At 60.9% G+C, this 22,940-nt stretch carries 27 protein-coding genes; 13 read left to right on the forward strand and 14 right to left on the reverse strand.

The annotated features are described in order from the left end of the window. Window positions 1–44: 44 nt before the first annotated feature. From KKQ10_RS15840 to KKQ10_RS15865, 6 genes are all read right to left on the reverse strand, one after another. Window positions 45–1,385 (reverse strand): HAMP domain-containing sensor histidine kinase, encoded by a 1,341-nt coding sequence (locus tag KKQ10_RS15840; protein WP_215501634.1) that lies wholly within the window; start codon window positions 1,383–1,385, stop codon window positions 45–47. 170 nt (window positions 1,386–1,555) lie between these two features. Then, window positions 1,556–2,005 carry a Spy/CpxP family protein refolding chaperone gene (locus KKQ10_RS15845; protein ID WP_127652344.1) on the reverse strand — a complete coding sequence of 150 codons (450 nt, stop codon included), beginning with the start codon at window positions 2,003–2,005 and terminating at the stop codon, window positions 1,556–1,558. Between the two features lie 270 nt (window positions 2,006–2,275). Then, window positions 2,276–2,953 carry a response regulator transcription factor gene (locus KKQ10_RS15850; RefSeq protein ID WP_007966021.1) on the reverse strand — a complete coding sequence of 226 codons (678 nt, stop codon included), beginning with the start codon at window positions 2,951–2,953 and terminating at the stop codon, window positions 2,276–2,278. A 7-nt stretch (window positions 2,954–2,960) separates the two neighbouring features. Further along, complete coding sequence (locus KKQ10_RS15855; protein WP_215501635.1) at window positions 2,961–3,371, reverse strand: SH3 domain-containing protein; 411 nt, start codon at window positions 3,369–3,371, stop codon at window positions 2,961–2,963. Between the two features lie 278 nt (window positions 3,372–3,649). Continuing rightward, a complete protein-coding gene (locus KKQ10_RS15860; RefSeq protein ID WP_127652342.1) occupies window positions 3,650–3,949 on the reverse strand; it encodes a YciI family protein in 300 nt (99 codons plus the stop codon). 1 nt (window position 3,950) lies between these two features. After that, window positions 3,951–4,547 carry a septation protein A gene (locus KKQ10_RS15865; protein WP_215501636.1) on the reverse strand — a complete coding sequence of 199 codons (597 nt, stop codon included), beginning with the start codon at window positions 4,545–4,547 and terminating at the stop codon, window positions 3,951–3,953. An 87-nt stretch (window positions 4,548–4,634) separates the two neighbouring features. Between KKQ10_RS15865 and KKQ10_RS15870 the strand changes: the two genes are divergently transcribed. From KKQ10_RS15870 to rluB, 6 genes are all read left to right on the forward strand, one after another. Next, on the forward strand, window positions 4,635–5,498 hold the full coding sequence (locus tag KKQ10_RS15870; protein ID WP_215501637.1) for a PHP domain-containing protein: 864 nt from the start codon (window positions 4,635–4,637) through the stop codon (window positions 5,496–5,498). 13 nt (window positions 5,499–5,511) lie between these two features. Continuing rightward, entirely contained in the window at window positions 5,512–6,141 is a 630-nt protein-coding gene (locus KKQ10_RS15875; protein WP_007966016.1) for an L-threonylcarbamoyladenylate synthase, read from the forward strand. Beyond that, window positions 6,142–6,963: a segregation and condensation protein A gene (locus KKQ10_RS15880; protein ID WP_007966015.1), complete on the forward strand. Its 822-nt coding sequence runs from the start codon at window positions 6,142–6,144 to the stop codon at window positions 6,961–6,963. It abuts the gene before it with no gap. Between the two features lie 11 nt (window positions 6,964–6,974). Then, window positions 6,975–7,964, forward strand: coding sequence for an SMC-Scp complex subunit ScpB (scpB, locus tag KKQ10_RS15885; protein ID WP_215501638.1), 990 nt, complete (start codon window positions 6,975–6,977; stop codon window positions 7,962–7,964). A gap of 144 nt (window positions 7,965–8,108) precedes the next feature. After that, on the forward strand, window positions 8,109–8,300 hold the full coding sequence (locus KKQ10_RS15890) for a DUF1289 domain-containing protein (RefSeq protein ID WP_003222773.1): 192 nt from the start codon (window positions 8,109–8,111) through the stop codon (window positions 8,298–8,300). A 142-nt stretch (window positions 8,301–8,442) separates the two neighbouring features. Continuing rightward, window positions 8,443–9,663, forward strand: a complete 1,221-nt coding sequence (gene rluB / locus KKQ10_RS15895; protein WP_127652339.1) for a 23S rRNA pseudouridine(2605) synthase RluB — start codon at window positions 8,443–8,445, stop codon at window positions 9,661–9,663. A 236-nt stretch (window positions 9,664–9,899) separates the two neighbouring features. Here rluB and KKQ10_RS15900 read toward each other — a convergent pair whose 3' ends face one another. Together KKQ10_RS15900 and KKQ10_RS15905 are read right to left on the reverse strand one after the other, a co-directional pair. After that, the gene (locus KKQ10_RS15900) at window positions 9,900–10,865 is read right to left on the reverse strand and encodes a M29 family metallopeptidase (protein ID WP_215501639.1); all 966 of its coding nucleotides are present in this window, start codon (window positions 10,863–10,865) and stop codon (window positions 9,900–9,902) included. A 69-nt stretch (window positions 10,866–10,934) separates the two neighbouring features. Further along, complete coding sequence (locus KKQ10_RS15905) at window positions 10,935–11,072, reverse strand: hypothetical protein (RefSeq protein WP_003222780.1); 138 nt, start codon at window positions 11,070–11,072, stop codon at window positions 10,935–10,937. A gap of 455 nt (window positions 11,073–11,527) precedes the next feature. Here KKQ10_RS15905 and KKQ10_RS15910 point away from each other — a divergent pair, with 455 nt between their 5' ends. From KKQ10_RS15910 to arfB, 3 genes are all read left to right on the forward strand, one after another. Further along, window positions 11,528–11,674, forward strand: coding sequence for a hypothetical protein (locus KKQ10_RS15910; protein ID WP_164747920.1), 147 nt, complete (start codon window positions 11,528–11,530; stop codon window positions 11,672–11,674). Window positions 11,675–11,964: 290 nt separating this feature from the next. Further along, window positions 11,965–13,383, forward strand: coding sequence for an amino acid permease (locus KKQ10_RS15915; RefSeq protein ID WP_127652337.1), 1,419 nt, complete (start codon window positions 11,965–11,967; stop codon window positions 13,381–13,383). Window positions 13,384–13,556: 173 nt separating this feature from the next. Then, window positions 13,557–13,970 carry an alternative ribosome rescue aminoacyl-tRNA hydrolase ArfB gene (gene arfB, locus KKQ10_RS15920; protein ID WP_095050152.1) on the forward strand — a complete coding sequence of 138 codons (414 nt, stop codon included), beginning with the start codon at window positions 13,557–13,559 and terminating at the stop codon, window positions 13,968–13,970. On the opposite strand, the gene KKQ10_RS15925 is transcribed toward arfB, so the two are convergent. The 6 genes from KKQ10_RS15925 to phhA form a co-directional block, all read right to left on the reverse strand. Next, the gene (locus KKQ10_RS15925) at window positions 13,967–15,154 is read right to left on the reverse strand and encodes an MFS transporter (protein ID WP_215501704.1); all 1,188 of its coding nucleotides are present in this window, start codon (window positions 15,152–15,154) and stop codon (window positions 13,967–13,969) included. The two genes, arfB and KKQ10_RS15925, sit on opposite strands and share 4 nt — an antisense overlap. A 115-nt stretch (window positions 15,155–15,269) precedes the next feature. Further along, entirely contained in the window at window positions 15,270–15,452 is a 183-nt protein-coding gene (locus KKQ10_RS15930) for a hypothetical protein (RefSeq protein WP_127652334.1), read from the reverse strand. A 70-nt stretch (window positions 15,453–15,522) separates the two neighbouring features. After that, entirely contained in the window at window positions 15,523–15,654 is a 132-nt protein-coding gene (locus KKQ10_RS28575) for a hypothetical protein (RefSeq protein WP_256214777.1), read from the reverse strand. Window positions 15,655–15,949: 295 nt separating this feature from the next. Beyond that, window positions 15,950–17,143, reverse strand: coding sequence for an amino acid aminotransferase (locus tag KKQ10_RS15935; RefSeq protein ID WP_215501640.1), 1,194 nt, complete (start codon window positions 17,141–17,143; stop codon window positions 15,950–15,952). Further along, window positions 17,143–17,499: a 4a-hydroxytetrahydrobiopterin dehydratase gene (locus tag KKQ10_RS15940; RefSeq protein WP_215501641.1), complete on the reverse strand. Its 357-nt coding sequence runs from the start codon at window positions 17,497–17,499 to the stop codon at window positions 17,143–17,145. The genes KKQ10_RS15935 and KKQ10_RS15940 overlap by 1 nt, the downstream gene beginning before the upstream one ends. A gap of 118 nt (window positions 17,500–17,617) precedes the next feature. Next, window positions 17,618–18,409, reverse strand: a complete 792-nt coding sequence (phhA, locus tag KKQ10_RS15945) for a phenylalanine 4-monooxygenase (protein WP_215501642.1) — start codon at window positions 18,407–18,409, stop codon at window positions 17,618–17,620. Window positions 18,410–18,782: 373 nt separating this feature from the next. On the opposite strand from phhA, the gene KKQ10_RS15950 reads away from it, so the two are divergent. The 4 genes from KKQ10_RS15950 (at window position 18,783) to flgH (ending at window position 22,936) form a co-directional block, all read left to right on the forward strand. Next, window positions 18,783–20,345, forward strand: coding sequence for a sigma-54-dependent transcriptional regulator (locus KKQ10_RS15950; protein ID WP_127652330.1), 1,563 nt, complete (start codon window positions 18,783–18,785; stop codon window positions 20,343–20,345). A 271-nt stretch (window positions 20,346–20,616) separates the two neighbouring features. Beyond that, window positions 20,617–21,357, forward strand: a complete 741-nt coding sequence (locus tag KKQ10_RS15955) for a flagellar basal body rod protein FlgF (protein ID WP_007965507.1) — start codon at window positions 20,617–20,619, stop codon at window positions 21,355–21,357. A gap of 45 nt (window positions 21,358–21,402) precedes the next feature. Beyond that, complete coding sequence (flgG, locus tag KKQ10_RS15960) at window positions 21,403–22,188, forward strand: flagellar basal-body rod protein FlgG (protein ID WP_003222804.1); 786 nt, start codon at window positions 21,403–21,405, stop codon at window positions 22,186–22,188. A gap of 52 nt (window positions 22,189–22,240) precedes the next feature. Further along, window positions 22,241–22,936, forward strand: a complete 696-nt coding sequence (flgH, locus tag KKQ10_RS15965; protein ID WP_007965503.1) for a flagellar basal body L-ring protein FlgH — start codon at window positions 22,241–22,243, stop codon at window positions 22,934–22,936. The last annotated feature ends 4 nt before the right edge of the window (window positions 22,937–22,940 follow it).

Below are 22,940 nucleotides of genomic sequence, written 5' to 3' on the forward strand. Positions count from 1 at the left end.
TGATACGCCGCAATCGCGAGCAGGCTCACTCCTACAGGTTTTGCTCAGGGTTGGACAACGGCACCCGGCACTAACGGTAACTCCAGGCTGGCCACAAACCCGCCGTCAGGATGATTGGCCAGGGTCAGGCTCCCGCCATGCCGCTCCGCCGCGCGCCTGGCAATCGCCAATCCCAGGCCATGTCCTGCCGCCGTCTGCCCCGGCGCCCGATAAAACGGCTCGCCCAACTGGCTCAGATGCTCGGCCTGCACACCCGGCCCGTGGTCGCGCACGCTCACCACGATCCGTTCGCCCTGGCGCGAAGCCTGCATTTCAATCGGCTGATCCACCGGGTTGAAGCGCTGGGCGTTGCGCAGCAGGTTATCGACGGCGCGTTCGATCATGGTCGGCCAGCCGGTCATGCTCAATTGCGGTTCCGCATCCAGCCGCACGGTCTGCTCCGGCGAGCCAAGCTGCGCGTCCTTCAGCAGTGTGCCGAGCAGCGCATTCAGATCCACTTCTTCAGCACTGGCGTTATCGGCATCGACCCGCGCCAGCACGAGGATTTCACTGATCAACGCTTCCAGCCGATCGCACTCGCGGGTCAGGCGCGGCCAGAGTTTCTCGCGTTCTTCGGGGCTGGCGCGCTCGGCCAGTGCCAGCGCAATGCGCAGCCGCGCCAGCGGTGAGCGCAGTTCGTGGGACACATCGCGCAGCAACTGACGCTGACTGCCGATCAGACTTTGCAGACGCGCGCCCATGCGGTTGAAGTCGGTCGCGAGCACGCCGAACTCATCACGGCGGTTGGCCAGTTTGGCCAGGCTGTTCTGTTGATAGGTGGTTTGCCCCAGATCGTGCACCGCACTGCGCAAACGACTGAGCGGGCGGGTGATGGAGAAGGTCACCAGCAGACTGAACAGGGTCAGCACCACCAACGCGATGCCCAGCGCACTCAACGGCCACAGCAGGCTTTCGCGGTGCCAGGCGTCGAGTTCCGGGTGCGGGATGCGGAAGATGAACAGGTAGGTGTCGCCGGTTTTGTCACTGGTGAATTCGTCGGTCAGACGGCGCCATGGCAGACGCCGGTCATCGTTGTTCTGCCGGGCTTCGAACGCGGCGGCACGACGCGGGAAGGTGCCGCGAACCACCGGGTCGCCGCTTTCGTTCAGCACCTGGACGTCGATGTGGTATTGGCGCTTGCGCTGTTGAAGGATTTCCTGCGCGGCGTCTTCGCCCTGGGCTTCGTAGGTTTGCGTCCATTCGGCGGCCAGGGTGTTGAGTCCCGGATGGCGGCTGAGGATCCACGCGTCCTGGTTGAGCATGTGCCCGAGCAGAATGGACAGCCCGGCCACCAGGGCAATGGCCAGCCAGAAGCTCGCGAGAATACGCCAGAACAATGAACGCACAGAAAATCCTCAATCAAACGCGTAACCCCTGTAGGAGCTGCGGCACGCTGCGATCTTTTGATCTTATTTTTCAGAAGCAAAATCAAAAGATCGCAGCGTGCCGCAGCTCCTACAGAGGGCGGATGTGAACAGGCCCGACGGTGTCAGCCGTCGGGCCTGTGGTTAAAACATTATTGCGCTTTTTGCGGCTGTTGCGCCTTCCACGCCTTGAACTCGGCCCATTCGGCGCGGCGTTCAGCCTGTTTTTTCTGGATCTCGTCGAATTTCTTCTGTTGATCCGGTTTCAGCAGGTTGCGCACGTCAGCTTCGGCTTTCTTGTGGTTGGCCGCCATCTCGTCCTTCATGGCTTTCTGGTCAGCCGGCGAGAGTTTTTCCAGGTACTTCTCGACCACCTGGCGACGTTCGTGCATCTGCTCGCCCATGATCTTGCGGATCTGATCGCGCTGTTCGCGGGTCAGGTCGAGTTGGCTGTACGGGCCTTTGCCGTGCATGCCGTGCATCTGACCGCCGTGGCGTGCACCGTCCATCGGGCCATCCATCGGACCGCCATCCTGTGGCATGGCCATGGCGACGGTTGGCAGAGCGGCAGCGAACATCAGAGCGATAAGAGTCTTGCGCATGGTGTATCTCCTTGTCTCGTTCCCGGTACGTTCCGGATGAGTACAGATTACGGAGATCAAGGTCAGCGGCGGTCAGCGCTGCGTAAAGCTTGGGTAAAGACGTTTTGCGCCCGACCTGACAAATACTGACGCGATCGACCCGCTATCCAATGCAGGAGCTGCCGAAGGCTGCGATCTTTTGATCTTTAACAGCAAAGATCGCAGCCTTCGGCAGCTCCTACAGAGGGGCGGCGATTTTATCGTCATGCCCGTGTGGGAGGCCGTGCAGATTTACAGGCTGTAGTAGTAGCCGCGGCTGCGCAGGGCGACGATCCGTGGGCGGCCATCGGGGTGCGGGCCGATTTTTTTGCGCAGGTTGCTCACGTGCATGTCGAGGCTGCGGTCGTACAGGGTCAGCTTGCGGCCGAGGGCCAGTTGCGCCAGTTCCTGTTTGTCCAGCGGCTCGCCGGGCTGCTTGAGCAGGGCTTCGAGCAAACGGCTTTCGGAAACGGTGAGGGTCAGTTCTTTCTCGTCGATGCTGACCACGCCGCGCACCGGGCTGAAGCTCAGGTCGCCCAGTTCGAGCTGGGTCGACACGGCAGCCGGATGACTGCGACGCAGCACGGCGCGCAGGCGGGCGGTGAGCTCACGCGGATCACAGGGCTTGGCCAGGTAATCGTCAGCGCCCAGCTCCAGACCGAGGATGCGATCCAGCGGTTCGCCACGGGCCGAGAGCATCAGCACCGGCAGATCGGCGTGTTCGCTGCGCAGTTGCTTGAGCAGTTCCAGACCGCTGCCGTCGGGCAGCATCACGTCCAGCACCACCGCTGCCGGGGCCGATTCGGCCAAGGCCTTGCGGGCGCTCTGGCCATCGTGGCAGGCACGTACCTGAAAGCCTTCCTGGCTCAGCCAACTGCTCAGGAGTTCGCACAACTCCTGGTCATCATCAATCAGTAACAGCTCGCTCATGACTCACTCAATTTAGCCATTGCCGACGTTTTCGGCTTGCTCCACTGGCAAAGATACCGCAGAGCAGCGCCAATAGCGCTACCCCGGCGCCCGTGACGAACCATTGCTGCTGTTCAGTCAACAGACGCGGCAACGGGCTGGCCTGGGCTTCCTTGAGTTGCAGCTTCAGGCGCTGGTTCTCCTGGCGCAACCGGGCGAGCTGGGCGCTTTCGCGTGCGTTGTCGGCATTTTGCAGTTGTTTGTTCAGTTCTTCCCGCTGCTGCTCGCTGACCTTCAGGCGCTGCTGCAACTCGGTAATCTGGCTGCCGGCACTCAAAGACAATGGCGTGGAGCTGCCGCTTTCGGTGGTTTCCTCACCATGGGCGGGTGCCATGATCGACAACGTGACCCACATCAGACACAACGGACCTTTGCGCATTGCGACTCCTGCTAGCAAATGGATATTGGGCAGGTTGTCGGCAGGCAAACGAGAATAATGAGCGATTGAGAATGCGATGAACCGGGAAGGTTCAGCGTGAGAAAAAGACGTGTATGGGGCAGAGGTGCTTTTGTGGCGAGGGGGGCTTGCCCCCGTTCGGCTGCGCAGCAGTCGCAGATGATGGCGCGCGGTGCGTAAGGCACACCGCGTTGAATGGTTCTGGGGTTGCTTCGCAGCCCAACGGGGGCAAGCCCCCTCGCCACAAGGGAGCGATAGCCTTATGGCAGAACTTGCTTGAACGGCTTGACGATCACGTTGGCGTACACACCGGCGGCGACGTACGGATCGGCGTCGGCCCAGGCCTGGGCGGCGCTCAGGGAGTCGAACTCGGCGACGATCAGGCTGCCGGTGAAACCCGCAGCGCCCGGATCATTGCTGTCGACCGCCGGGTGCGGGCCGGCCAGCACGATGCGGCCCTCACCCTTGAGCACTTGCAGGCGTTCCAGGTGGGCCGGGCGCGCGGCGAGGCGGGCTTCGAGCGAGTTGGCGACGTCGGTGGCAATGATTGCGTAGAGCATGTCAGTCCTCGGTTTTTGGCGTTGTGGTATCGGCGTCGTGCAGGTGACGGGACAGGTAGATGCCCTGACCGACCAGGAACAGCACGGTCATGCCCAGGCTGCCGAATACCTTGAAATCGACCCAGATGCTCTGGAAGGTGAACGCCACGAACAGGTTGGCGGCCCCGCAGAACAGGAAGAAGGCGATCCAGGCGATGTTCAGGCGGGTCCAGACCGGATCCGGCAGGGTCAGCGCGTGGCCCATGATGCGTTTGATCAGCAGGCGGTCACCGATGAAGTGGCTGCCGATGAAGGCCAGGGCGAACAGCCAGTTGACCACCGGGGCTTTCCATTTCAGGAAGGTCTCGCTGTGGAAGGCCAGGGTCAGGCTGCCGAACACCAGGCAGGCGATCAGGGTCAGCCATTGGCTCTTTTCCAGCTTGCGTTGCTTGATGAACAGTGCGCCGTAGACCACCAGGGAGCTGATGATCAGCATCGCGGTGGCGCTGTAAATACCGCCTACAGTCAACTCATGGCCGGCAATGTCGACGACCCGTGGATCAAGTTTGTAAACGATGAAAAACAGCAGAAGCGGGATGAAATCGATGAATTGTTTCACAGTGAGAGCCAGAAGCTGGATGTGGCGGCATAATAACAAACATATGGGCGCGCGATAGCGCCAGCTGATTTGAGGTTACAACTCCCCGTGAATGTTGATTTGCACTGCCACAGCACGGCCTCCGATGGCGCCCTGGCGCCGGCGGTTCTGGTTGCGCGTGCGTTCGAAAACGGCGTGCAAGTCCTGGCGTTGACCGACCATGACACCCTCGAAGGCCTCGCCGAAGCGCGCACCGCCGCCGAAGAACTGGGCATGCAACTGGTCAATGGCGTCGAACTGTCCTGCACCTGGGGCGGCGCGACCATCCACGTGCTGGGCTACGGTTTCGATGTCAACGCCGCGCCACTGGTCGAGGCGATCGCCCGATTGCACGATGGTCGCTGGCTGCGGTCCGAAGAAATAAGCCGCAAACTCGGCCTCAAAGGTATGCCCGGTGCCCTCGACGGCGCCCGGCAGATCCAGCAGGAACTGGGTGACAGCGGCAACGCCCCGGCCCGTCCGCATTTTGCCGACTGGATGGTGCGTGAAGGTTTTGTAAAGGATCGCGCCGAGGCATTCCGCAAATGGCTCGGCGCCGGCAAGCTCGGTGACGTCAAACAGCACTGGCCGACCCTGGAAGACACCGTCGGCACCCTGCGCTCCGCCGGGGCGTGGGTCAGCCTGGCGCATCCGTGGCACTACGATTTCACCCGCAGCAAGCGCCGAAAGCTGATTGCCGACTATATTCAAGCGGGCGGGCATGCGATTGAAGTGGTCAATGGCTTTCAGCCCGCAGAACAGGTGGGCAGCCTGGCAATCCTTGCCCGTGAGTTCGGTCTGCTGGTCAGCGCTGGCAGTGATTTCCATGGCCCTGGAGGCTGGTCCGAGATCGGCCAGTACCGGCCGGTTCCCGAGGACCTTCCACCCCTGTGGTGTCGGTTCAAACATGACACAGTTATTGCCGCCGTCTGAACAGGTAGAAAACGTGAGTCAATTTTTCCAGATACATCCGGAAAACCCGCAAGCGCGCCTGATCAAACAGGCAGTCGAGATCATCCGCAAGGGCGGGGTGGTGATTTATCCCACGGACTCGTCCTACGCCATCGGTTGCCAGATTGGCGACAAGACCGCCATCGAGCGGGTGCGACGCCTGCGTCAGCTGGATGAAAAGCACAACTTTGCGCTGATCTGCAGCGACCTGTCGCAACTGGGCAACTACGCCAAGATCGACACCGGCACCTTCCGCATTCTCAAGGCGCATTTGCCCGGGCCATACACCTTTATTCTCAACGCCACCCGCGAAGTGCCGCGCCTGCTGCTGCATCCGAAGAAACGCACCATCGGTCTGCGGGTGCCGAGCCATCCGATTGCCCTGGCCTTGCTGGCCGAACTCGGCGAGCCGCTGATGAGCGTGACCCTGATCATGCCCGGCGACGAAGACCCGTTGAGCGATCCGTACGAAATGCGTCAATTGCTTGAACACCAGGTGGACCTGATCATCGACGGCGGTTTCGGCGGGATCAAGGCGTCCACCGTGATCGACCTGACCGGCGACGACCCGGAAGTGATCCGCGTCGGTTGCGGCGACCCCGCGCCGTTCATGGTCGAGGCCTGAATGTCCGCAGTGGAAACCGTTGTCGATCCCCAGGCCGGCGCCCAGCAGGAACTGCCGTTTGCCATGGTCTATGGCCAGGCGGTCACGGAAATGCCGCTGGACCTGTACATCCCGCCGGATGCGCTGGAAGTCTTTCTCGAAGCTTTTGAAGGCCCGCTCGACCTGCTGCTGTACCTGATCCGCAAACAGAACATCAACATCCTCGACATCCCGGTAGCGGAAATCACCCGTCAGTACATGGGCTATGTCGAGTTGATGCAGTCGGTGCGTCTGGAACTGGCCGCCGAGTACCTGGTGATGGCCGCGATGCTCGCCGAGATCAAGTCGCGCATGCTCCTGCCTCGGGCCGAAACCGTCGAAGACGAAGAAGACGACCCGCGCGCCGAGCTGATCCGCCGCTTGCAGGAATACGAGCGCTTCAAGGCCGCTGCCGAAGGCATCGACGGCCTGAGCCGGGTCGGCCGCGATGTGGTCGTGCCCAAGCTCGACGCCCCCGAAGCTCGGGCGCGCAAGCTATTGCCGGATGTCGCGCTGGAAGAGATTTTGATGTCCATGGCCGAGGTGCTGCGCCGTGGCGACATGTTCGAGAGCCACCAGGTCAGCCGCGAGGCACTGTCGACCCGCGAGCGCATGAGTGATGTGCTGGAACGATTGAAGGGCGGCGGCTTTGTGCCGTTCGTCGAGCTGTTCACCGCCGAGGAAGGCCGCCTCGGCGTGGTGGTGACCTTTATGGCGATCCTTGAACTGGTCAAGGAATCCTTGGTCGAGCTGGTGCAGAATGAGCCGTTCGCCGCGATCCACGTGCGAGCCCGAGCCGAATAACGAGTCGAAACATGAACCTGACTGAACCCCGCGAGCTGGCGCCCCTGCTTGAAGCCTTTCTGTTGGCCTCGGGAAAGCCGCAATCGCTTGAACGCCTTTTCGAACTGTTCGAGGAGGGCGAACGGCCCGAACCGCCGGTCTTCAAGAAAGCCCTGAGCCTGCTGGCCAAGTCCTGCGAGGGGCGGGCGTTCGAACTCAAGGAAGTCGCCTCGGGCTACCGCTTGCAGATCCGCGAGAAGTTTTCGCCATGGGTCGGGCGTTTGTGGGAAGAACGCCCGCAACGCTATTCCCGTGCGCTGCTGGAAACCATGGCGCTGATTGCCTATCGCCAGCCGATCACCCGCGGCGAGATCGAAGACGTGCGGGGTGTGGCGGTCAACACCAACATCGTCAAGACGCTGATCGAGCGTGAGTGGATCCGCATCGTCGGCTACCGCGACGTACCGGGCAAACCGGCGATGTTCGCCACCACCAAGGCGTTTCTCGATCACTTCAACCTGAAGAATCTCGAAGACCTGCCACCGCTGGCCGAACTGCGCGAGATGGAAACCGAGCCGGTGCTCGATTTCGACGACGCACCGGTGCCCGCCGGCCTGCAAGAGTTGGCCGACGCCAGCGCCGAACCGGAAGAGCCGAAAGAGGAAACCAGCTTCCACACCTTGCTGCTGGAGCTGGACAGCATGGAGGAGGGGATCAAGACCGACTTCGATGATTTGCTGCGTGATGCGGCCGATGGTGAGGCACCGACGACTGAGCCTGAAACCGAGATCGCCGAGCTGGCGACTGAAGTTGAAGTTGAACTTGAGCCTGAGCCTGAGCCTGAGCCTGAAGCCGAACCAGAAGACGACGTGCTTGGCGTCGCCGAGGCCCGGGAAAAACTCCTGGCCGCCGTCGCTGCCCTCGAACAACCGGCCCCAGAGCCCGAACTGAGCGAAGAAGAAGCCGAAGCCCGCGCGCTGGCCGAAGCGATCGAAGCCGAACGTCGCGAGTTCGACGACTGAGCCCGATCGCCTGAACACTGCCGCCCCCCTGTAGGAGTGAGCCTGCTCGCGATGGCGGTGTATCTGGCAAGAAAGTGTTGACTGACACACCGCTATCGCGAGCAGGCTCACTCCTACAAAGGATTGTGTACTTCTGGAGTAGGTATGAGTTCCACCAAAGACCCCTGCATCAGCCTCTGCAAATTCACCGACGACATCTGCCTGGGCTGTGGCCGCAGCAAGCGCGAGATTCGCGCCTGGAAGAAGCTCGACAAGGACGACAAGCGCACGGTACTGGCCGAAGCCGCGCTGCGCCTGATCAAACTCGGTGGCGCCGGTCGGCGGAAAAAGAAATAACTGTCGATCGATCAGCTAGTCTCTGATGCGCGACGGCGCACATCCGCGTATGATTCGCGACCCTTCGGCGATCCCTTCGCCCGAATACCCGTTTTCAAAGCTTCAGGCGCCGCCTGAACAGACCACACCGGGAGGTGCCCAGATGAGTGACATCAATCAGAAAGACGACCAGGAAATCGGCCCAGCAGGCGAAAAGCTGCAGAAAGTCCTCGCCCGTATCGGCGTCGGCTCGCGCCGTGACGTCGAAGCCTGGATCAGCCAGGGCCGGATCAAGGTCAATGGCAAAGACGCCACCCTCGGCCTGCGTGTCGACATGCACGACGCCATCACCATCGATGGCAAGGTGATCAAGCGCGAAGAGGCTGCCGAGTCGGTTCGCCGCGTGATCATGTACAACAAGCCTGATGGCGAAATCTGCACCCGTGACGACCCGGAAGGCCGTCCGACCGTGTTCGACAAACTGCCGCGTCCGAAAGAAGGTCGCTGGATCAACATCGGTCGCCTCGACATCAACACCACCGGTCTGCTGATGTTCACCACCGACGGTGAACTGGCCAATCGCCTGATGCACCCGTCCTACGAGATGGACCGTGAGTACGCCGTGCGTGTACGCGGTGAAGTCGACGATGAAATGATCGAGCGCCTGAAGGCGGGCGTGGTGCTGGAAGACGGCCCTGCGCGTTTCACCGACATTCAACAGGCACCGGGCGGCGAAGGCTTCAACCACTGGTACCACTGCGTGGTGATGGAAGGCCGTAACCGTGAGGTTCGTCGTCTGTGGGAATCCCAGGGGCTGGTGGTCAGCCGTCTGAAGCGCGTGCGTTTCGGTCCGGTATTCCTCAACTCCGACCTGCCGATGGGCCGCTGGCGCGAAATGAGCCAGTACGAAGTCGACGTGCTGAGCGCCGAAGTCGGCCTGACGCCGGTGGCGATGCCGCAACTGAACGCCAAGAGCAAAGACAAGCTGGAGCGTATGCAGCGCAAATCGTCGCGGCCGATGGCCAAGACCGAGCGCGTACGCACGCTGCGTCCTGCTGCTGGCGCGCCGACCGGCCCGCGTCAGAGCCGTGAGCCGCAGATCGAAGGTGAGCGTCCAGGGCGCAAGCCAGTGGCCCGTGACGGCGAGCGCGCACCGCGTCCGGCCAACGGTCGCACTGAGCGTGGCGAGCGTGGCGCTCCTGCCGGTCGCGGTACGCCAGTGGCGGATCGTCCGGCGGACACCACCAACAAGCGTCCGGCCAAACCGGCGCCGAAGCGTCCAGGGATCAAACTGGTCGACGGTGACAAGCCATCGGGCAAGCGCCGTGGTGCGCCCGCCGGCTCCGGTCAGCGTCCGGGTTTCGGTCGCAAGAAGCCGGAGTGAAGCAGCCGTGAGCTTTGAGCGGCAAGCTTCAAGCTAAAGCAGAAACGCCAACCGCAGGGTTGGCGTTTTTTTCGTCTGGATTATTGGTTGGGTTGCGCGCTATTCATGTCCGAGCTGCGGCACGCTGCGATCTTTTGATCTTGCTCTTGATCTTCAAAAGCAAGATCAAAAGATCGCAGCCTCGTTTCACTCGACAGCTCCTACAGGGAGCAGTGGCCTCAACACAAAACTTCAGTTCAGAACACAAACCGCCCATCAAACACCGGCTTGTCATCCAGCGCCAACACCCCACCGGAGAAAATCAGGTCCAGGTGATGGCTGCCCTTGGCCCCACCGCCGAGGCCCAGATGCAAGCCGCAGTGCCGTTCTTCGAAACCGGCATTGCGCGCATACAGATCCTTCACCCCTTCGTTGGTGCCAATCCCCAGTTCCTCGATGCGCCGGTTCGACGGGTTGGCGTCCAGGTACTTGTTGAAGTCGTGCTCCAGGCCCGGCACGTTGGTGGCGATGCGGCTGATGGTCGAGTTCTCGATCCACAATTCCAGCGGCGATTCGAGCACACCGTACTTGCGCGCAAACGGGATGGTGCTGAGGAAGGTGCCCTTGAATTTCACATGACCATTGATGGCTTCGCTGTGGGTGGCGATTTCGCCAGGGGCCAGGTCGAAGTTGCCGACGCCGTTGATGTCGGTCCACTTCTTGATGCTGCTCAGCGGCGTTTCGAACCAGGAACCGTGGTCGTCCTTGAAGCTCAGCGTCGTGGCCTGGGACATGCGCTGGATCAAGTGGCTGTTGAGCCCCGCAATGCGCTGCGGGGTGACGCTGAAGGTGTCGTAGAAATAGTCGCCGTAATCCTTGAACAGCAGCGACTTCTTCCAGTTTTCCGCCATCACGCCTTGCAGCGCACGGACAAATTCCGGGCCGTCGGGGCGCGGGTTGGGCAGGGTGGAAGAGTCGTAGAAGAAAATGTACAGATCGCTGTCGGCAATCGCCGCGGTCAGCGCTGCGGTGCTTTCCAGATCCAGCCGTCGGGCGCTGAAGGTGAAACGCGGATGAGCGCCGGCCTGTTCGGCAATGGCGCCGGTCAGGGCTTCGTAATCGGCGGTGTGGCCGAGCAATACCTTCGCCGAGTCGAGGCCGGCAAGGGCAGGGTGATGTTCGAGGTAGTAAAGGAAATGCGAGATCGCGCGGGGCTTATCCATGTGTCCTCCCTGACTGACCGTGAAGAAGCGGCAGGCACGACCGGCCGGATCGTGCCTGCCCGGGATGTCTTACAGAGGCCACATCGCCGTGCCGAACGGAACCACCGCGTCGGCTTGCATCATTTCCACGGCGGCCTCATGGGTCGGTGCTTCAAACCATTCGTCCAGCTGCAGTTCGGTATCCAAGTCTTTTTCCAGTGCTTGCATGGTCGATCTCCTAGATGACTTTCACGGTTGTGACTGGCCGGTCGAGGTGGCCGGCAAGACGTGAAGAACCTAGTTCAGGGTGTTTTGTAATGCAAAAAATTATTTATTTAAAATTTAAATAAACTTTTTATTCTGTTTTTTGCCGAGGATTTTCTTATTTGAAAACAAAAAACTAAGCCGTCACTTTCATTAGCTAGCTTGCTACCGTCAATTTGCAGACGTCCTACGGATTTTTCTGAAATGGAAAATCTGCGTTACGCATCGTAAAGAAATGTTTACGAAAAGCGCGAGAAAACCCAGTGGAATGACCTGCCTCCCCAGGCTGTAAGGAAAATCTGCCGAAGCCCGGCCGCGCCTGCGCCGTGCAAGGCTCTGGCGCGCTTGTTTCAGCAACGTTTGAAGGGTGAGATGCGCCTCATGCCTGTCGTGCAGGTGCATAACAAGAAGGAGGCGCAATGAACGCCGTGATCGATCTTCACTTCTCTTTGTGGGACGGTTTTTCGCTCGTCCTCGTCGATGGTCTGCAAAGGCCTGACTCAATTTTTGCAGCCGCCCGGGCATTTCGAGGCGGACTCACGCAATCCCGGCAAGCGCCACGCTGATCCAGCGGGGTCTGGCAGCAGGGGGTTAGCGGTGTACAATGCGCCGCGTTTTACTGTGACTCCCTGCGTAATCGCGCAAACCTCGAGGCTATCCGCCTTGTTCACTCCGCCGCGTCACAAGCGTGTCGGGTTCGATTTCGTCACAGACAAAAACAAACAGGTGACGCATGACCGTTGTAAAAACGCTGAACTCCTGGTGCCTGCGCTGGGGTTTGATCGGGGCTGCCTGAAATCGCAACCTTGCAGCAACGTCTACTGAACATCATCAAACCTTGCGTGAGACCTTTTTCATGAGTGGACAAAACTCGCAATCAGGCGAGCTGAAACGCGGCCTGAAAAATCGCCATATTCAACTGATCGCCCTCGGTGGCGCGATCGGTACCGGATTGTTCCTGGGATCCGCCGGGGTGCTGAAATCCGCCGGCCCGTCGATGATCCTCGGCTACGCCATCTGCGGCTTCATCGCCTTCATGATCATGCGCCAGCTCGGCGAGATGATCGTCGAAGAGCCGGTGGCCGGTTCCTTCAGCCATTTCGCGCACAAGTACTGGGGCGGCTTCGCTGGCTTCCTGTCGGGCTGGAACTGCTGGATTCTGTACATTCTGGTGGGCATGTCGGAGCTGACCGCAGTCGGCAAGTACATCCACTACTGGGCGCCGGACATCCCGACCTGGGTCACCGCCGCCGCATTCTTCGTGCTGATCAACGCGATCAACCTGGCCAACGTCAAAGTCTTCGGTGAAGCCGAATTCTGGTTCGCGATCATCAAGGTCGTGGCGATCGTCGGCATGATCGCGCTGGGCAGCTACCTGCTGGTCAGCGGTCATGGCGGCCCGCAAGCCTCGGTCAGCAACCTGTGGTCGCACGGTGGGTTCTTCCCCAATGGCGTCAGCGGTCTGGTGATGGCGATGGCGATCATCATGTTCTCCTTCGGCGGTCTGGAAATGCTCGGTTTCACCGCCGCTGAAGCCGACAAACCGAAGACCGTGATCCCGAAAGCGATCAACCAGGTGATCTACCGGATCCTGATTTTCTACATCGGCGCCCTGGTGATCCTGCTGTCGCTGACCCCATGGGACAGCCTGCTGGAAACCATCAACGCCTCTGGCGACTCGTACAGCGGCAGCCCGTTTGTGCAGGTGTTCTCGATGCTTGGCAGCAACACGGCTGCGCACATCCTCAACTTCGTGGTGCTGACCGCAGCACTGTCGGTGTACAACAGCGGCACCTACTGCAACAGCCGCATGCTGCTGGGCATGGCCGAGCAGGGCGATGCGCCGAAAGGTCTGGCGAAAATCGACAAGCGCGGCGTGCCGGTGCGTTCGATCCTGGCGTCGGCGGCGGTGACATTGGTGGCTGTATTGCTCAACTACCTGATCCCGCAGCACGCGCTGGAACTGCTGATGTCGTTGGTGGTGGCGACCCTGGTGATCAACTGGGCGATGATCAGCTTCTCGCACTTCAAGTTTCGTCAGCACATGAACAAGACCCAACAGACGCCGCTGTTCAAGGCCCTGTGGTACCCGTACGGCAACTACGTCTGCCTGGCGTTCGTGGCGTTCATCCTGGGCGTGATGCTGCTGATCCCGGGCATCCAGATCTCGGTGTACGCGATTCCGGTCTGGGTCGTGTTCATGTGGGTCTGCTACGTGATCAAGAACAAGCGCGGCGCACAGCAGGCGCTGCACGCGGCAAGTGCTTCGAAGTAGGCGCTGACGCAAAAACAACAAACCCGGCCAATGTGCCGGGTTTTTTATTGCCCCTGTAAGAGCTGCCGAAGGCTCGGGGCGGGTTCGGACAAAAGATCAAAAGATCGCAGCCTTCGGCAGCTCCTACAGGATTGATGGCGTATCCTGCACACTCTGATTACGGACGCTTTTCCATGCTGGTGATTTCCAACAATGTGCATCTGCCGGATGCCGAGATCGAATTGACGGCCATCCGCGCGCAAGGCGCCGGTGGGCAGAACGTCAACAAAGTCTCCAGCGCCGTGCACCTGCGCTTCGACATTCCGGCCTCGTCCTTGCCCGAGTTCTACAAGGAGCGGCTGCTTGCGCTGCGTGACAGCCGCATCACCAGCGATGGCGTGTTGATCATCAAGGCCCAGCAATACCGCACGCAGGAAGCCAACCGTGCCGATGCGCTGGAGCGTCTGGTCGAGCTGATCCTCAGCGCCACCAAGGTCGAAAAGAAGCGCCGTCCGACCAAGCCGACTCTCGGCTCGAAGAAGCGCCGGCTCGAATCCAAGACCAAGCGCGGCAGTATCAAGGCCGGGCGCGGCAAAGTGGACTTCTAGTCTTCGCGGTACTTGGCCGTGTGCTTGTACAGATAAGCGCTCAAGGCCAACCCGCTCAATGCAGCGAGAGCGGCGAACAGGAAGATCGAAGCAAAGCCAAAGCCTGCCGCAATCGCCCCAGCCAATGGCCCGGTGATCCCCAGCGACAAGTCGATGAACAGCGAATAGGCGCCGACTGCCGCGCCACGGCTGGAGGCCGGCACCAGATTCACCGCCTCCACACCCAGCGCCGGGAACACCAGGGAGAAGCCGAAACCGCTCAACGCCGCACCGGCCAGCGCCCAATGCGCGTCCGGTGCCAGCCACAACAGCAACAGGCCGAGGGTTTCCACCGACAGGCAGGCGATCGCCACGCGGAAGCCGCCGAGACGGTTGATCAGGTTGCCGAACAACAGCCGCGCGCCGATGAAGCTGGCACCGAACAGGCTCAGGCACAGCACCGCGTTGTCCCAATGCTGCGTGGCGTAATACAGGGTGATGAAAGTGGCGATAGTGCCGAAACCGATCGAGCCCAACGCCAGGCCGCAACCGTGTGGGAACACGCGGCCGAGCACATGCATGAACGGCAAGCGCTCGCCGGCGACAATCGGCGCGGCGGTTTTCGGCCACGCCAGCAGCAAGCCCAGCGCCGCCAGCAGGATGATGCTGACGCCCATGCTCCACAGCCCCAACTGGCCGACCAGCCACACCCCGAACGGCGCGCCGACCGCCAGTGCGCCGTAACTGGCGATGCCGTTCCACGAGATCACCTTGGCGGTGTTCGCCGCGCCGACCCGGCCGATGCCCCAGCCGATCGAACCGGAACCGACCAGGCTTTCCGCGCTGCCCAGCACCAGGCGACCGATCAACAGGCTGATCAGGCTGAGCATCGGCAGATTCGGTGTCCACGCCGAAATCAGCATGAACACACCGCTCAAGCCACAACCGGCCAGACCGATCATCACCGCGCGTTTGCTGCCCTGGTTGTCGATGATCTTGCCGGCGTACGGACGGCTGAGCAGGGTGGCGAGGTATTGCACGCTGATCACCAGCCCCGCGATCACCGCACCGAAGCCCAGGTCGCTGTGGACATAGCCCGGCAGCACCGCGAGGGGAATGCCGATGTTCAGATAGCCGATGAAGGTGAAGAGAACGATGGAGACGACTTGCAGCGTGACCGCCAGGGGACGCTGCGGTTCTGACATAGAGGACGACATGGGAAACGATCCACGGCAAAGCAGGATTAGATAGGCTGCTTATGATACCGGCGCGAACGAGTCAGAGGCGGGGAAAAGTAAAACTATTTGCCAGGTGGTGAAATCAGGGTTGGGCCGGGGCGACCAGTTGCGTGGTGACGAGGGCGGCGAGGGCGTTTTCTTCGCTGCCGAAACGGGCGAGCAGGGCGGCCTGTTTTTCCGGGGAGAGGCGGTTCCAGATCTCGATCATTTTCTCGGTCGCGCCGATCAGGACGGCGGCTTGGCTTTCAGAAAATTCGTCGGTCATGGCGGGCTCGGTTTCAGGCAGTGTGGAAAGCGCATCTTAGCGCTTTCCACACGGTCTGTACGGCGGGGTTTTACTCTTCGCTGTCGGCCTTGCGGCTCTCAACGGCTTCTTTCGGCTCGGGCTGCTGTGCGCCGGCTTGTTGCGTGGTCGTCTGCTCAGGTACGTGCAGGCTTGGGAAGGGGAGATTAGGAATCTCGTGCATGGTTGCGCTCCTCGCTAAGTCTGTTGATAGATCTGGTAGATCCGCGCTTCTTGAAAGCCTGCGCAGGATACAGCAGGAAAAATGACAATCAGACTTTTAATTCAAATTAATGCGACAGAAGGCCGCAGGGGAGGAGGATCACCGCGAAACAAATGTAGGAGCTGCCGCAGGCTGCGATCTTTTGACTTTGATTTTAAGAACAAAGATCAAAAGATCGCAGCCTGCGGCAGCTCCTACAGGGTATTGCGGTGTAGATCGTTCATTCGCGTGGGCGCGATCAATTGTGGTGGCGGTGTTACTTGCAGACGTCGGCGATGGCGTCGGCCAGTAGCGCCAGGCGCGTGGCATCGATCCCGGCGACGTTCGCCCGGCCCGAGTTGACCATGTACACGCTGTGATGCTCTCGCAGTTGTTTGACCTGCTCCGGCGACAGGCCGGTGTAGGAGAACATCCCGCGTTGCACGCCAATGTGCGCAAAGCGCTCGCGCAAGCCGTGCGGCTCCAGCGCTTCGACCAGACCACTGCGTAACTGCGCGATACGCAAACGCATGGCTTCCACTTCGTCGGCCCAGCGGCTTTTCAGCTCCGGGTCGGCGAGGATGGTCGCGACCACCGCCGCGCCGTGATCCGGTGGCGTGGACCACAGGTTGCGGGCGATGTTGGCCAGTTGGCTGCGGATGTCGATCAGCTTGTCAGCGGTTTTCGCGCAGACGATCAGTGCACCGGTGCGGTCGCGATACAGGCCGAAGTTTTTCGAGCAGGAACTGGTGATCAGCAACTCAGGCACTTCAGCGGCAAACAGGCGGGTCGACCACGCGTCCTGCTCCAGTCCGTCGCCGAAGCCTTGGTAGGCAAAGTCGATCAGCGGCAGCAGGTCACGGCGGCGTACCACGTCGAGTACACGCTGCCAGTCATCGTGATTGAGGTCGAAGCCGGTCGGGTTGTGGCAGCACGCATGCAGCAACACCACATCGCCTTTCGGCACTTCGTTGAGCACCGCGAGCATGGCGTCGACGTCGAGGCGGTTGTCGCTGCCCACGTACGGGTAGTGACTGACCTTGACCCCGGCCGCAGCGAAAATCGTTTCGTGGATCGGCCAGGTCGGGTTGCTCAGCCACACGCCTTTGCCCGGCAGGCATTGGGCGATGAAATCAGCGGCCAGGCGCAGGGCACCGGTACCCCCCGGGGTCTGGGTGGCGCCGGCACGCTGCTCGGCGATCAGCTTCGAGTCGGCGCCAAGCACCAGCTCATTGATGACCTTGCCGAACAGCGGGTTGCCGTGACCACCGATGTAGGTCTTGGTGTCCTGGCTCTCGACCAGTCGCGCCTCGGCGATTTTCACCGCCTCGGGGATCGGTGTCAGGCCCTGGGCATCCTTGTAGACGCCAACGCCGAGGTCGAACTTGCGCGGGTTACTGTCCTGCGCATAGGCCTCCATCAAACCGAGGATCGGGTCGCCGGGTACCCGGCCGATGGCGTCGAAGTGCATTACTTGCGTCCTTCTGCAGTCTTGGCCACTTCGTCAGTGCGCGCGGCCATGATGAAGTCGTTGCGGTGCAGGCCCTTGATCGAGTGGCTCCACCAGGTCACGGTGACTTTGCCCCACTCGGTCAGCAGGCCCGGGTGGTGACCTTCGGCCTCGGAGATTTCACCGACGGCGTTGGTGAACGCCAGCGCATGCTTGAAGTTCTTGAACAGGAAGACTTTCTCCAGCTGCATGATGCTGTCGCGCACTTCGATGTTCCAGTCGGGGATCTGCTTGATCAGGATCGGCAGTTCTTCGTCGCTGACTTGTGGCGCATCGGCACGGCAGGCTTCGCAGTGGGCTTGGTTCAAAGTGGGCATGGTGTGATTCCTGAAATCGAGGGTGTTTTTTTTATTAAAGCGTTTGGGCCGTCAATGCCGTCACGCTAAACCAAAGTGACGGCGACTGACAGACTCAATTGTCAGCAAAAGTCGCGGATCACGCGGCTTTCGGTTTTGGCGGAAACTTCGGAGCGTGCAACCCCAGCTGCATGCCTTGCTTGACCATGCCCATGATGTCTTCGTGAGCGAGATCGAACAGGCGCTTGAGGTTTGGCAGGACAAAGTACAACGGCTGCAGGATGTCGATGCGATACGGCGTGCGCATGGCTTCCAGCGGATCGAAGGCCTGATGCTCGGGCTCTTCCGACAGCGAATAAACGGTTTCCTTCGGCGAGGACAGGATGCCGCCACCGTAGATGCGTTGGCCTTGCGGGGTATCGACCAGGCCAAACTCGATGGTCATCCAGTACAGGCGCGCCAGGTACACGCGCTCTTCTTTGGTGGCCTGCAGGCCGAGCTTGCCGTAGGTGTGGGTGAATTCGGCGAACCATGGGTTGGTCAGCAGCGGGCAGTGACCGAAGATCTCGTGGAAAATGTCCGGCTCTTGCAGGTAGTCCAGTTCTTCGCGGGTACGAATGAACGTGGCCACCGGAAACTGTTTGCTGGCGAGCAATTCGAAGAAGGTCTGGAAGGGGATCAGCGCCGGGACACGGGCAACCTGCCAACCGGTGGTCTCACCGAGCACCTTGTTGATCTCGCCCAGTTGCGGGATGCGGTCGTGGGGCAGACCGAGTTTTTCGATACCGTCCAGGTATTCCTGGCACGCCCGACCCTCGATCACTTTCAACTGGCGGGTGATGAGCGTGTTCCACACCGCGTGTTCTTCGGCGGGGTAGTCGATAAAACCTTGCGCATCGGGCTCGCGGGCCACGTATTGCGTCTGCTTCATACTGCTCTCCTGCTAGGGAATTCGTTCTTGTTATGTCCAGCGATGGCTTCAGGATTACCCGAGAGCGGGGCGGGATGCAGCAGGTTGATGGCGGTGCTTGTAGGAAAAATCGCCGGATTTCGTAAAAAAATCGTTACGCTTTGGCCGATATCTCGCGTTTGCGGTGATTTGCAGGTTTGAAAAGGCCCGTCGCTGTCACATAATCTTGACAACTATCTGCGCGCCTCGACAGAAAATTCGTGGCGCTAACCTCTGTAGGAGTGAGCCTGCTCGCGATGGCGGCGTATCAGTCAATGAAGGCGCTGACTGGCCTGGCCTCATCGCGAGCAGGCTCACTCCTACAGGTTAATCATCGTTTTCTCAGGCCTTTTATATGCGTATCAAAGTCCACTGTCAGAACCGCATCGGCATCCTGCGCGACATCCTCAACCTGCTGGTGGAGTACGGGATCAACGTCGCGCGTGGCGAGGTCGGTGGCGAGCATGGCAATGCGATCTACCTGCACTGCCCCAACCTGATCAACATTCAGTTCCAGGCACTGCGGCCGAAGTTCGAGGCGATTGCCGGGGTGTTTGGCGTCAAGCGCGTCGGGCTGATGCCCAGCGAGCGCCGGCACATGGAGTTGAACGCGTTGCTCGGCGCGCTGGAATTCCCGGTGCTGTCGATCGACATGGGTGGCTCGATCGTCGCCGCCAACCGTGCTGCCGCGCAGTTGCTCGGGGTGCGGGTGGACGAGGTGCCGGGGATTCCGCTGTCACGCTATGCCGAGGATTTCGACCTGCCGGAGCTGGTGCGCGCCAACAAGTCGCGGATCAACGGCATGCGCGTCAAGGTCAAGGGTGACATCTTTCTCGCCGACATCGCGCCGCTGCAATCGGAGCATGACGACAGCGAAGCCATGGCCGGTGCGGTACTCACCTTGCACCGCGCCGATCGCGTCGGCGAGCGCATCTATAACGTGCGCAAACAGGAACTGCGCGGCTTCGACAGCATCTTCCAGAGTTCGAAGGTCATGGCGGCGGTGGTGCGCGAAGCACGGCGCATGGCGCCGCTGGATGCGCCGTTGTTGATCGAGGGCGAAACCGGCACCGGCAAAGAGTTGCTGGCGCGCGCCTGCCACCTCGCCAGTCCGCGTGGGCAGTCGCCGTTGATGGCGCTCAACTGCGCAGGGCTGCCGGAGTCGATGGCCGAGACCGAGCTGTTCGGCTACGGCCCCGGTGCGTTCGAAGGCGCGCGGGCCGAAGGCAAACTTGGCCTGCTGGAGCTGACGGCGGGCGGCACGCTGTTCCTCGATGGTGTTGGTGAAATGAGTCCGCGTTTGCAGGTGAAGCTGCTGCGTTTTCTGCAGGACGGTTGCTTCCGCCGGGTCGGCAGCGACGAAGAGGTGTATCTGGATGTGCGGGTGATCTGCGCGACCCAGGTCGACTTGTCCGAGCTGTGCGCCCGCGGTGAGTTTCGTCAGGACTTGTATCACCGCTTGAACGTGCTGTCGCTGCACATCCCGCCGCTGCGCGAATGCCTCGACGGTTTGACGCCACTGGTCGAACACTTCCTCGATCAGGCCAGCCGCCAGATCGGTTGTTCGCTGCCGAAACTGGCGCCGGCGGCGATGGAGCGTCTCAGTCACTATCACTGGCCGGGCAACGTGCGGCAGCTGGAGAACGTGCTGTTTCAGGCGGTTTCCCTGTGTGACGGCGGCACGGTCAAGGCCGAGCATATTCGCTTGCCGGACTATGGCGTGCGTCAGCCGCTTGGCGATTTCTCGTTGGAGGGTGGGCTGGACGAGATCGTCGGACGCTTCGAGAAAGCGGTGCTGGAGCGACTGTATTCCGAGCACCCGAGCAGTCGACAGTTGGGCAAACGGCTGGGGGTTTCGCATACGACGATTGCCAATAAGCTGCGTGAGTACGAAGTCGGTAAAGACCCGGAAGCTTAAGTTCAAAAGATCGCGGCCTTCGGCAGCTCCTGCAGGAGCAGGCATTTCAATGTAGGAGCTGCCGAAGGCTGTGATCTTTTGATCCTTTGCCGCCAAGCGGCATAACACCGCCGGTTTTTCGACTTCGATACATTTCAAAATTCCCCTCACTTGCCCTCAAGTCCTTTGTTTACCGGGCCGCAAGCCGCCAGAAAAAAGTTGGTCTGCAAATTGCTTATGGCTCAGCAGTACAGCGGTGGGCGGCAAACGTCCGGCATGCAGAGGAAAGAGTGTGGACAAGTACCTTTATGTGGCAATGACCGGCGCCAGTCAGAACGCACTGGCGCAAAAGGCGCATGCCAACAACCTGGCGAACATCTCCACCAATGGTTTTCAGCGCGACCTGGAGCAGGCGCGTTCGATGCCGGTGTTCGGTGACAGCTTTCCGGCGCGTGCGTTTGCCATGAGCGAACGGCCCGCAACCGACTTCACCGCCGGTTCCCTGGTGCAGACCGGTCGCGACCTCGACGTGGCCGTGACCGGCAACGGCTTTATTGCCGTGCAGAACCCTAACGGTGGCGAAAGCTACGTGCGCACCGGCAGCCTCAACATCGACGCCCTCGGCGTACTGCGCGCCGGCAACGGCATGCCGGTACTCGGCAATGGCGGTCCGATCGCCGTGCCGCCCGAGCAGCAGGTCGAAGTCGGTGAAGACGGCACCATCAGTATTCGTGCGATGGGCGAAGGCCCGCGCGTCATGGCGGAAGTCGACCGGATCAAACTGGTCAACCCGGACATCAAGAACCTCAACAAAGGCCTCGACGGCTCGATCTACACCAAGGACGGCCAGCCTGCGCCGGCCGATGCCAACGTCAAACTGGTGTCGGGTTTCCTTGAGTCGAGCAACGTCAATGCCGTGGAAGAAATGACGTCGGTGCTGGCCCTGGCCAAGCAGTTCGAGTTGCACGTCAAGATGATGAACACCGCCAAAGACGACGACCAGGCCATGGCTCGGGTCTTGCAGATCAGCTAATTATCAGAACGTCGCGCCGTAAAACAGGCGCACGAGGAGAATCGAATGCTTCCGGCTCTATGGGTTGCCAAAACCGGTCTGTCCGCCCAGGACACCAACCTGACCACCATTTCCAACAACCTGGCGAACGTCTCGACCACGGGTTTCAAACGTGACCGTGCCGAGTTCCAGGACCTGCTCTATCAGATCAAGCGTCAGCCAGGCGCCCAGTCGACCCAGGACAGCGAACTGCCGTCGGGTCTGCAACTGGGTACCGGTGTGCGCATCGTCGGCACGCAGAAAAACTTCACCGCCGGCAGCCTGCAAACCACCGAGCAGCCGCTGGACATGGCCATCGACGGTCGCGGTTTCTTCCAGATCCTGCAGCCGGACGGCACCACGTCCTACACCCGTGACGGCACCTTCCACCTCGATTCCAATGGCCAGATCGTCAACGCCAGCGGTTTCGCCCTGGAGCCGGCCATCGTCATTCCGAACAACGCGCAGAGCTTCACCGTCGGCACCGACGGCACCGTGTCGATCACTGTGCCAGGCAACCCGGCCGCTCAGGTGATCGGTAACCTGCAAACCGCCGACTTCATCAACCCGGCCGGTCTGCAAGCGGTGGGTAACAACCTGTTCCTGGAAACCGCTGCTTCCGGCGCGCCGCAAATCGGCACCCCGGGCCTGAACGGTTTCGGTACCACGCTGCAGAACACCCTGGAAGGTTCCAACGTCAGCACCGTTGAAGAGATGGTCAACATGATCACCACTCAGCGCGCCTACGAGATGAACTCCAAGGTGATCTCCACCGCCGACCAGATGCTCTCGTTCGTAACGCAGAATCTGTAATCAAGTCTATGGGGCGGCCATGAGGTCGCCAGCAACACCGTGAGGTAGGGTCATGAAACGCTTCGTATCTGTTCTGGCATTGGGTGGGGTCGTCTCGCTCGCGGGCTGCGTCGCACCGACGCCCAAGCCCAATGACCCTTACTACGCCCCGGTGTTGCCGCGCACGCCATTGCCGGCTGCGGCCAACAACGGCTCGATCTATCAGGCCGGCTTCGAGCAGAACCTGTACAGCGACCGCAAGGCGTTCCGGGTCGGTGACATCATCACCATCACCCTGAACGAGAAGACGCAGGCGAGCAAGAACGCCAACTCGCAAGTGGCCAAGAACAGCAAGACCGGCATTGGCCTGACGTCGTTGTTCGGCGGCAGCGGTACCACCAACAACCCGTTGGGCGGTAACGATCTGAGCCTGGACGTCGGCTACAGCGGCGACCGTGCGACCAAGGGCGACAGCAAGGCCGCACAGGGCAACACCCTGACCGGCTCGATCACCGTGACCGTGGCCGACGTGTTGCCCAACGGCATCATCGCCGTGCGCGGCGAGAAGTGGATGACCCTCAACACCGGCGACGAGCTGGTGCGGATCGCAGGTCTGGTGCGTGCCGATGACATCGCGACCGACAACACCGTGTCGTCGACCCGTGTCGCCGATGCGCGCATCACCTACTCGGGCACCGGTTCGTTTGCCGATGCGAGTCAGCCAGGCTGGTTCGACCGTTTCTTCCTCAGCCCGCTGTTCCCTTTCTAGGTGG

It is taken from the genome of Pseudomonas sp. MG-9 (assembly GCF_018729515.1).
GTDB classification, from domain to species: domain Bacteria; phylum Pseudomonadota; class Gammaproteobacteria; order Pseudomonadales; family Pseudomonadaceae; genus Aquipseudomonas; species Aquipseudomonas serboccidentalis.

What these genes read in the sequence shown, in the direction of transcription:
- KKQ10_RS15880 (WP_007966015.1), top strand. Translation starts at nt 6,142, where the DNA reads ATGTCCGCAGTGGAAACCGTTGTCGATCCCCAGGCCGGCGCCCAGCAG.
- flgH (WP_007965503.1), top strand. Translation starts at nt 22,241, where the DNA reads ATGAAACGCTTCGTATCTGTTCTGGCATTGGGTGGGGTCGTCTCGCTC.
- KKQ10_RS15915 (WP_127652337.1), top strand. Translation starts at nt 11,965, where the DNA reads ATGAGTGGACAAAACTCGCAATCAGGCGAGCTGAAACGCGGCCTGAAA.
- flgG (WP_003222804.1), top strand. Translation starts at nt 21,403, where the DNA reads ATGCTTCCGGCTCTATGGGTTGCCAAAACCGGTCTGTCCGCCCAGGAC.
- rluB (WP_127652339.1), top strand. Translation starts at nt 8,443, where the DNA reads ATGAGTGACATCAATCAGAAAGACGACCAGGAAATCGGCCCAGCAGGC.
- KKQ10_RS15850 (WP_007966021.1), bottom strand. Translation starts at nt 2,953, where the DNA reads ATGAGCGAGCTGTTACTGATTGATGATGACCAGGAGTTGTGCGAACTC.
- KKQ10_RS15935 (WP_215501640.1), bottom strand. Translation starts at nt 17,143, where the DNA reads ATGCACTTCGACGCCATCGGCCGGGTACCCGGCGACCCGATCCTCGGT.
- KKQ10_RS15905 (WP_003222780.1), bottom strand. Translation starts at nt 11,072, where the DNA reads ATGCAAGCACTGGAAAAAGACTTGGATACCGAACTGCAGCTGGACGAA.
- KKQ10_RS15890 (WP_003222773.1), top strand. Translation starts at nt 8,109, where the DNA reads ATGAGTTCCACCAAAGACCCCTGCATCAGCCTCTGCAAATTCACCGAC.
- KKQ10_RS15930 (WP_127652334.1), bottom strand. Translation starts at nt 15,452, where the DNA reads ATGACCGACGAATTTTCTGAAAGCCAAGCCGCCGTCCTGATCGGCGCG.
- KKQ10_RS15950 (WP_127652330.1), top strand. Translation starts at nt 18,783, where the DNA reads ATGCGTATCAAAGTCCACTGTCAGAACCGCATCGGCATCCTGCGCGAC.
- arfB (WP_095050152.1), top strand. Translation starts at nt 13,557, where the DNA reads ATGCTGGTGATTTCCAACAATGTGCATCTGCCGGATGCCGAGATCGAA.
- KKQ10_RS15860 (WP_127652342.1), bottom strand. Translation starts at nt 3,949, where the DNA reads ATGCTCTACGCAATCATTGCCACCGACGTCGCCAACTCGCTCGAAGCC.
- KKQ10_RS15925 (WP_215501704.1), bottom strand. Translation starts at nt 15,154, where the DNA reads ATGTCAGAACCGCAGCGTCCCCTGGCGGTCACGCTGCAAGTCGTCTCC.
- KKQ10_RS15845 (WP_127652344.1), bottom strand. Translation starts at nt 2,005, where the DNA reads ATGCGCAAGACTCTTATCGCTCTGATGTTCGCTGCCGCTCTGCCAACC.
- KKQ10_RS15910 (WP_164747920.1), top strand. Translation starts at nt 11,528, where the DNA reads ATGAACGCCGTGATCGATCTTCACTTCTCTTTGTGGGACGGTTTTTCG.
- KKQ10_RS28575 (WP_256214777.1), bottom strand. Translation starts at nt 15,654, where the DNA reads ATGCACGAGATTCCTAATCTCCCCTTCCCAAGCCTGCACGTACCTGAG.
- KKQ10_RS15900 (WP_215501639.1), bottom strand. Translation starts at nt 10,865, where the DNA reads ATGGATAAGCCCCGCGCGATCTCGCATTTCCTTTACTACCTCGAACAT.
- phhA (WP_215501642.1), bottom strand. Translation starts at nt 18,409, where the DNA reads ATGAAGCAGACGCAATACGTGGCCCGCGAGCCCGATGCGCAAGGTTTT.
- KKQ10_RS15855 (WP_215501635.1), bottom strand. Translation starts at nt 3,371, where the DNA reads ATGCGCAAAGGTCCGTTGTGTCTGATGTGGGTCACGTTGTCGATCATG.
- KKQ10_RS15940 (WP_215501641.1), bottom strand. Translation starts at nt 17,499, where the DNA reads ATGCCCACTTTGAACCAAGCCCACTGCGAAGCCTGCCGTGCCGATGCG.
- scpB (WP_215501638.1), top strand. Translation starts at nt 6,975, where the DNA reads ATGAACCTGACTGAACCCCGCGAGCTGGCGCCCCTGCTTGAAGCCTTT.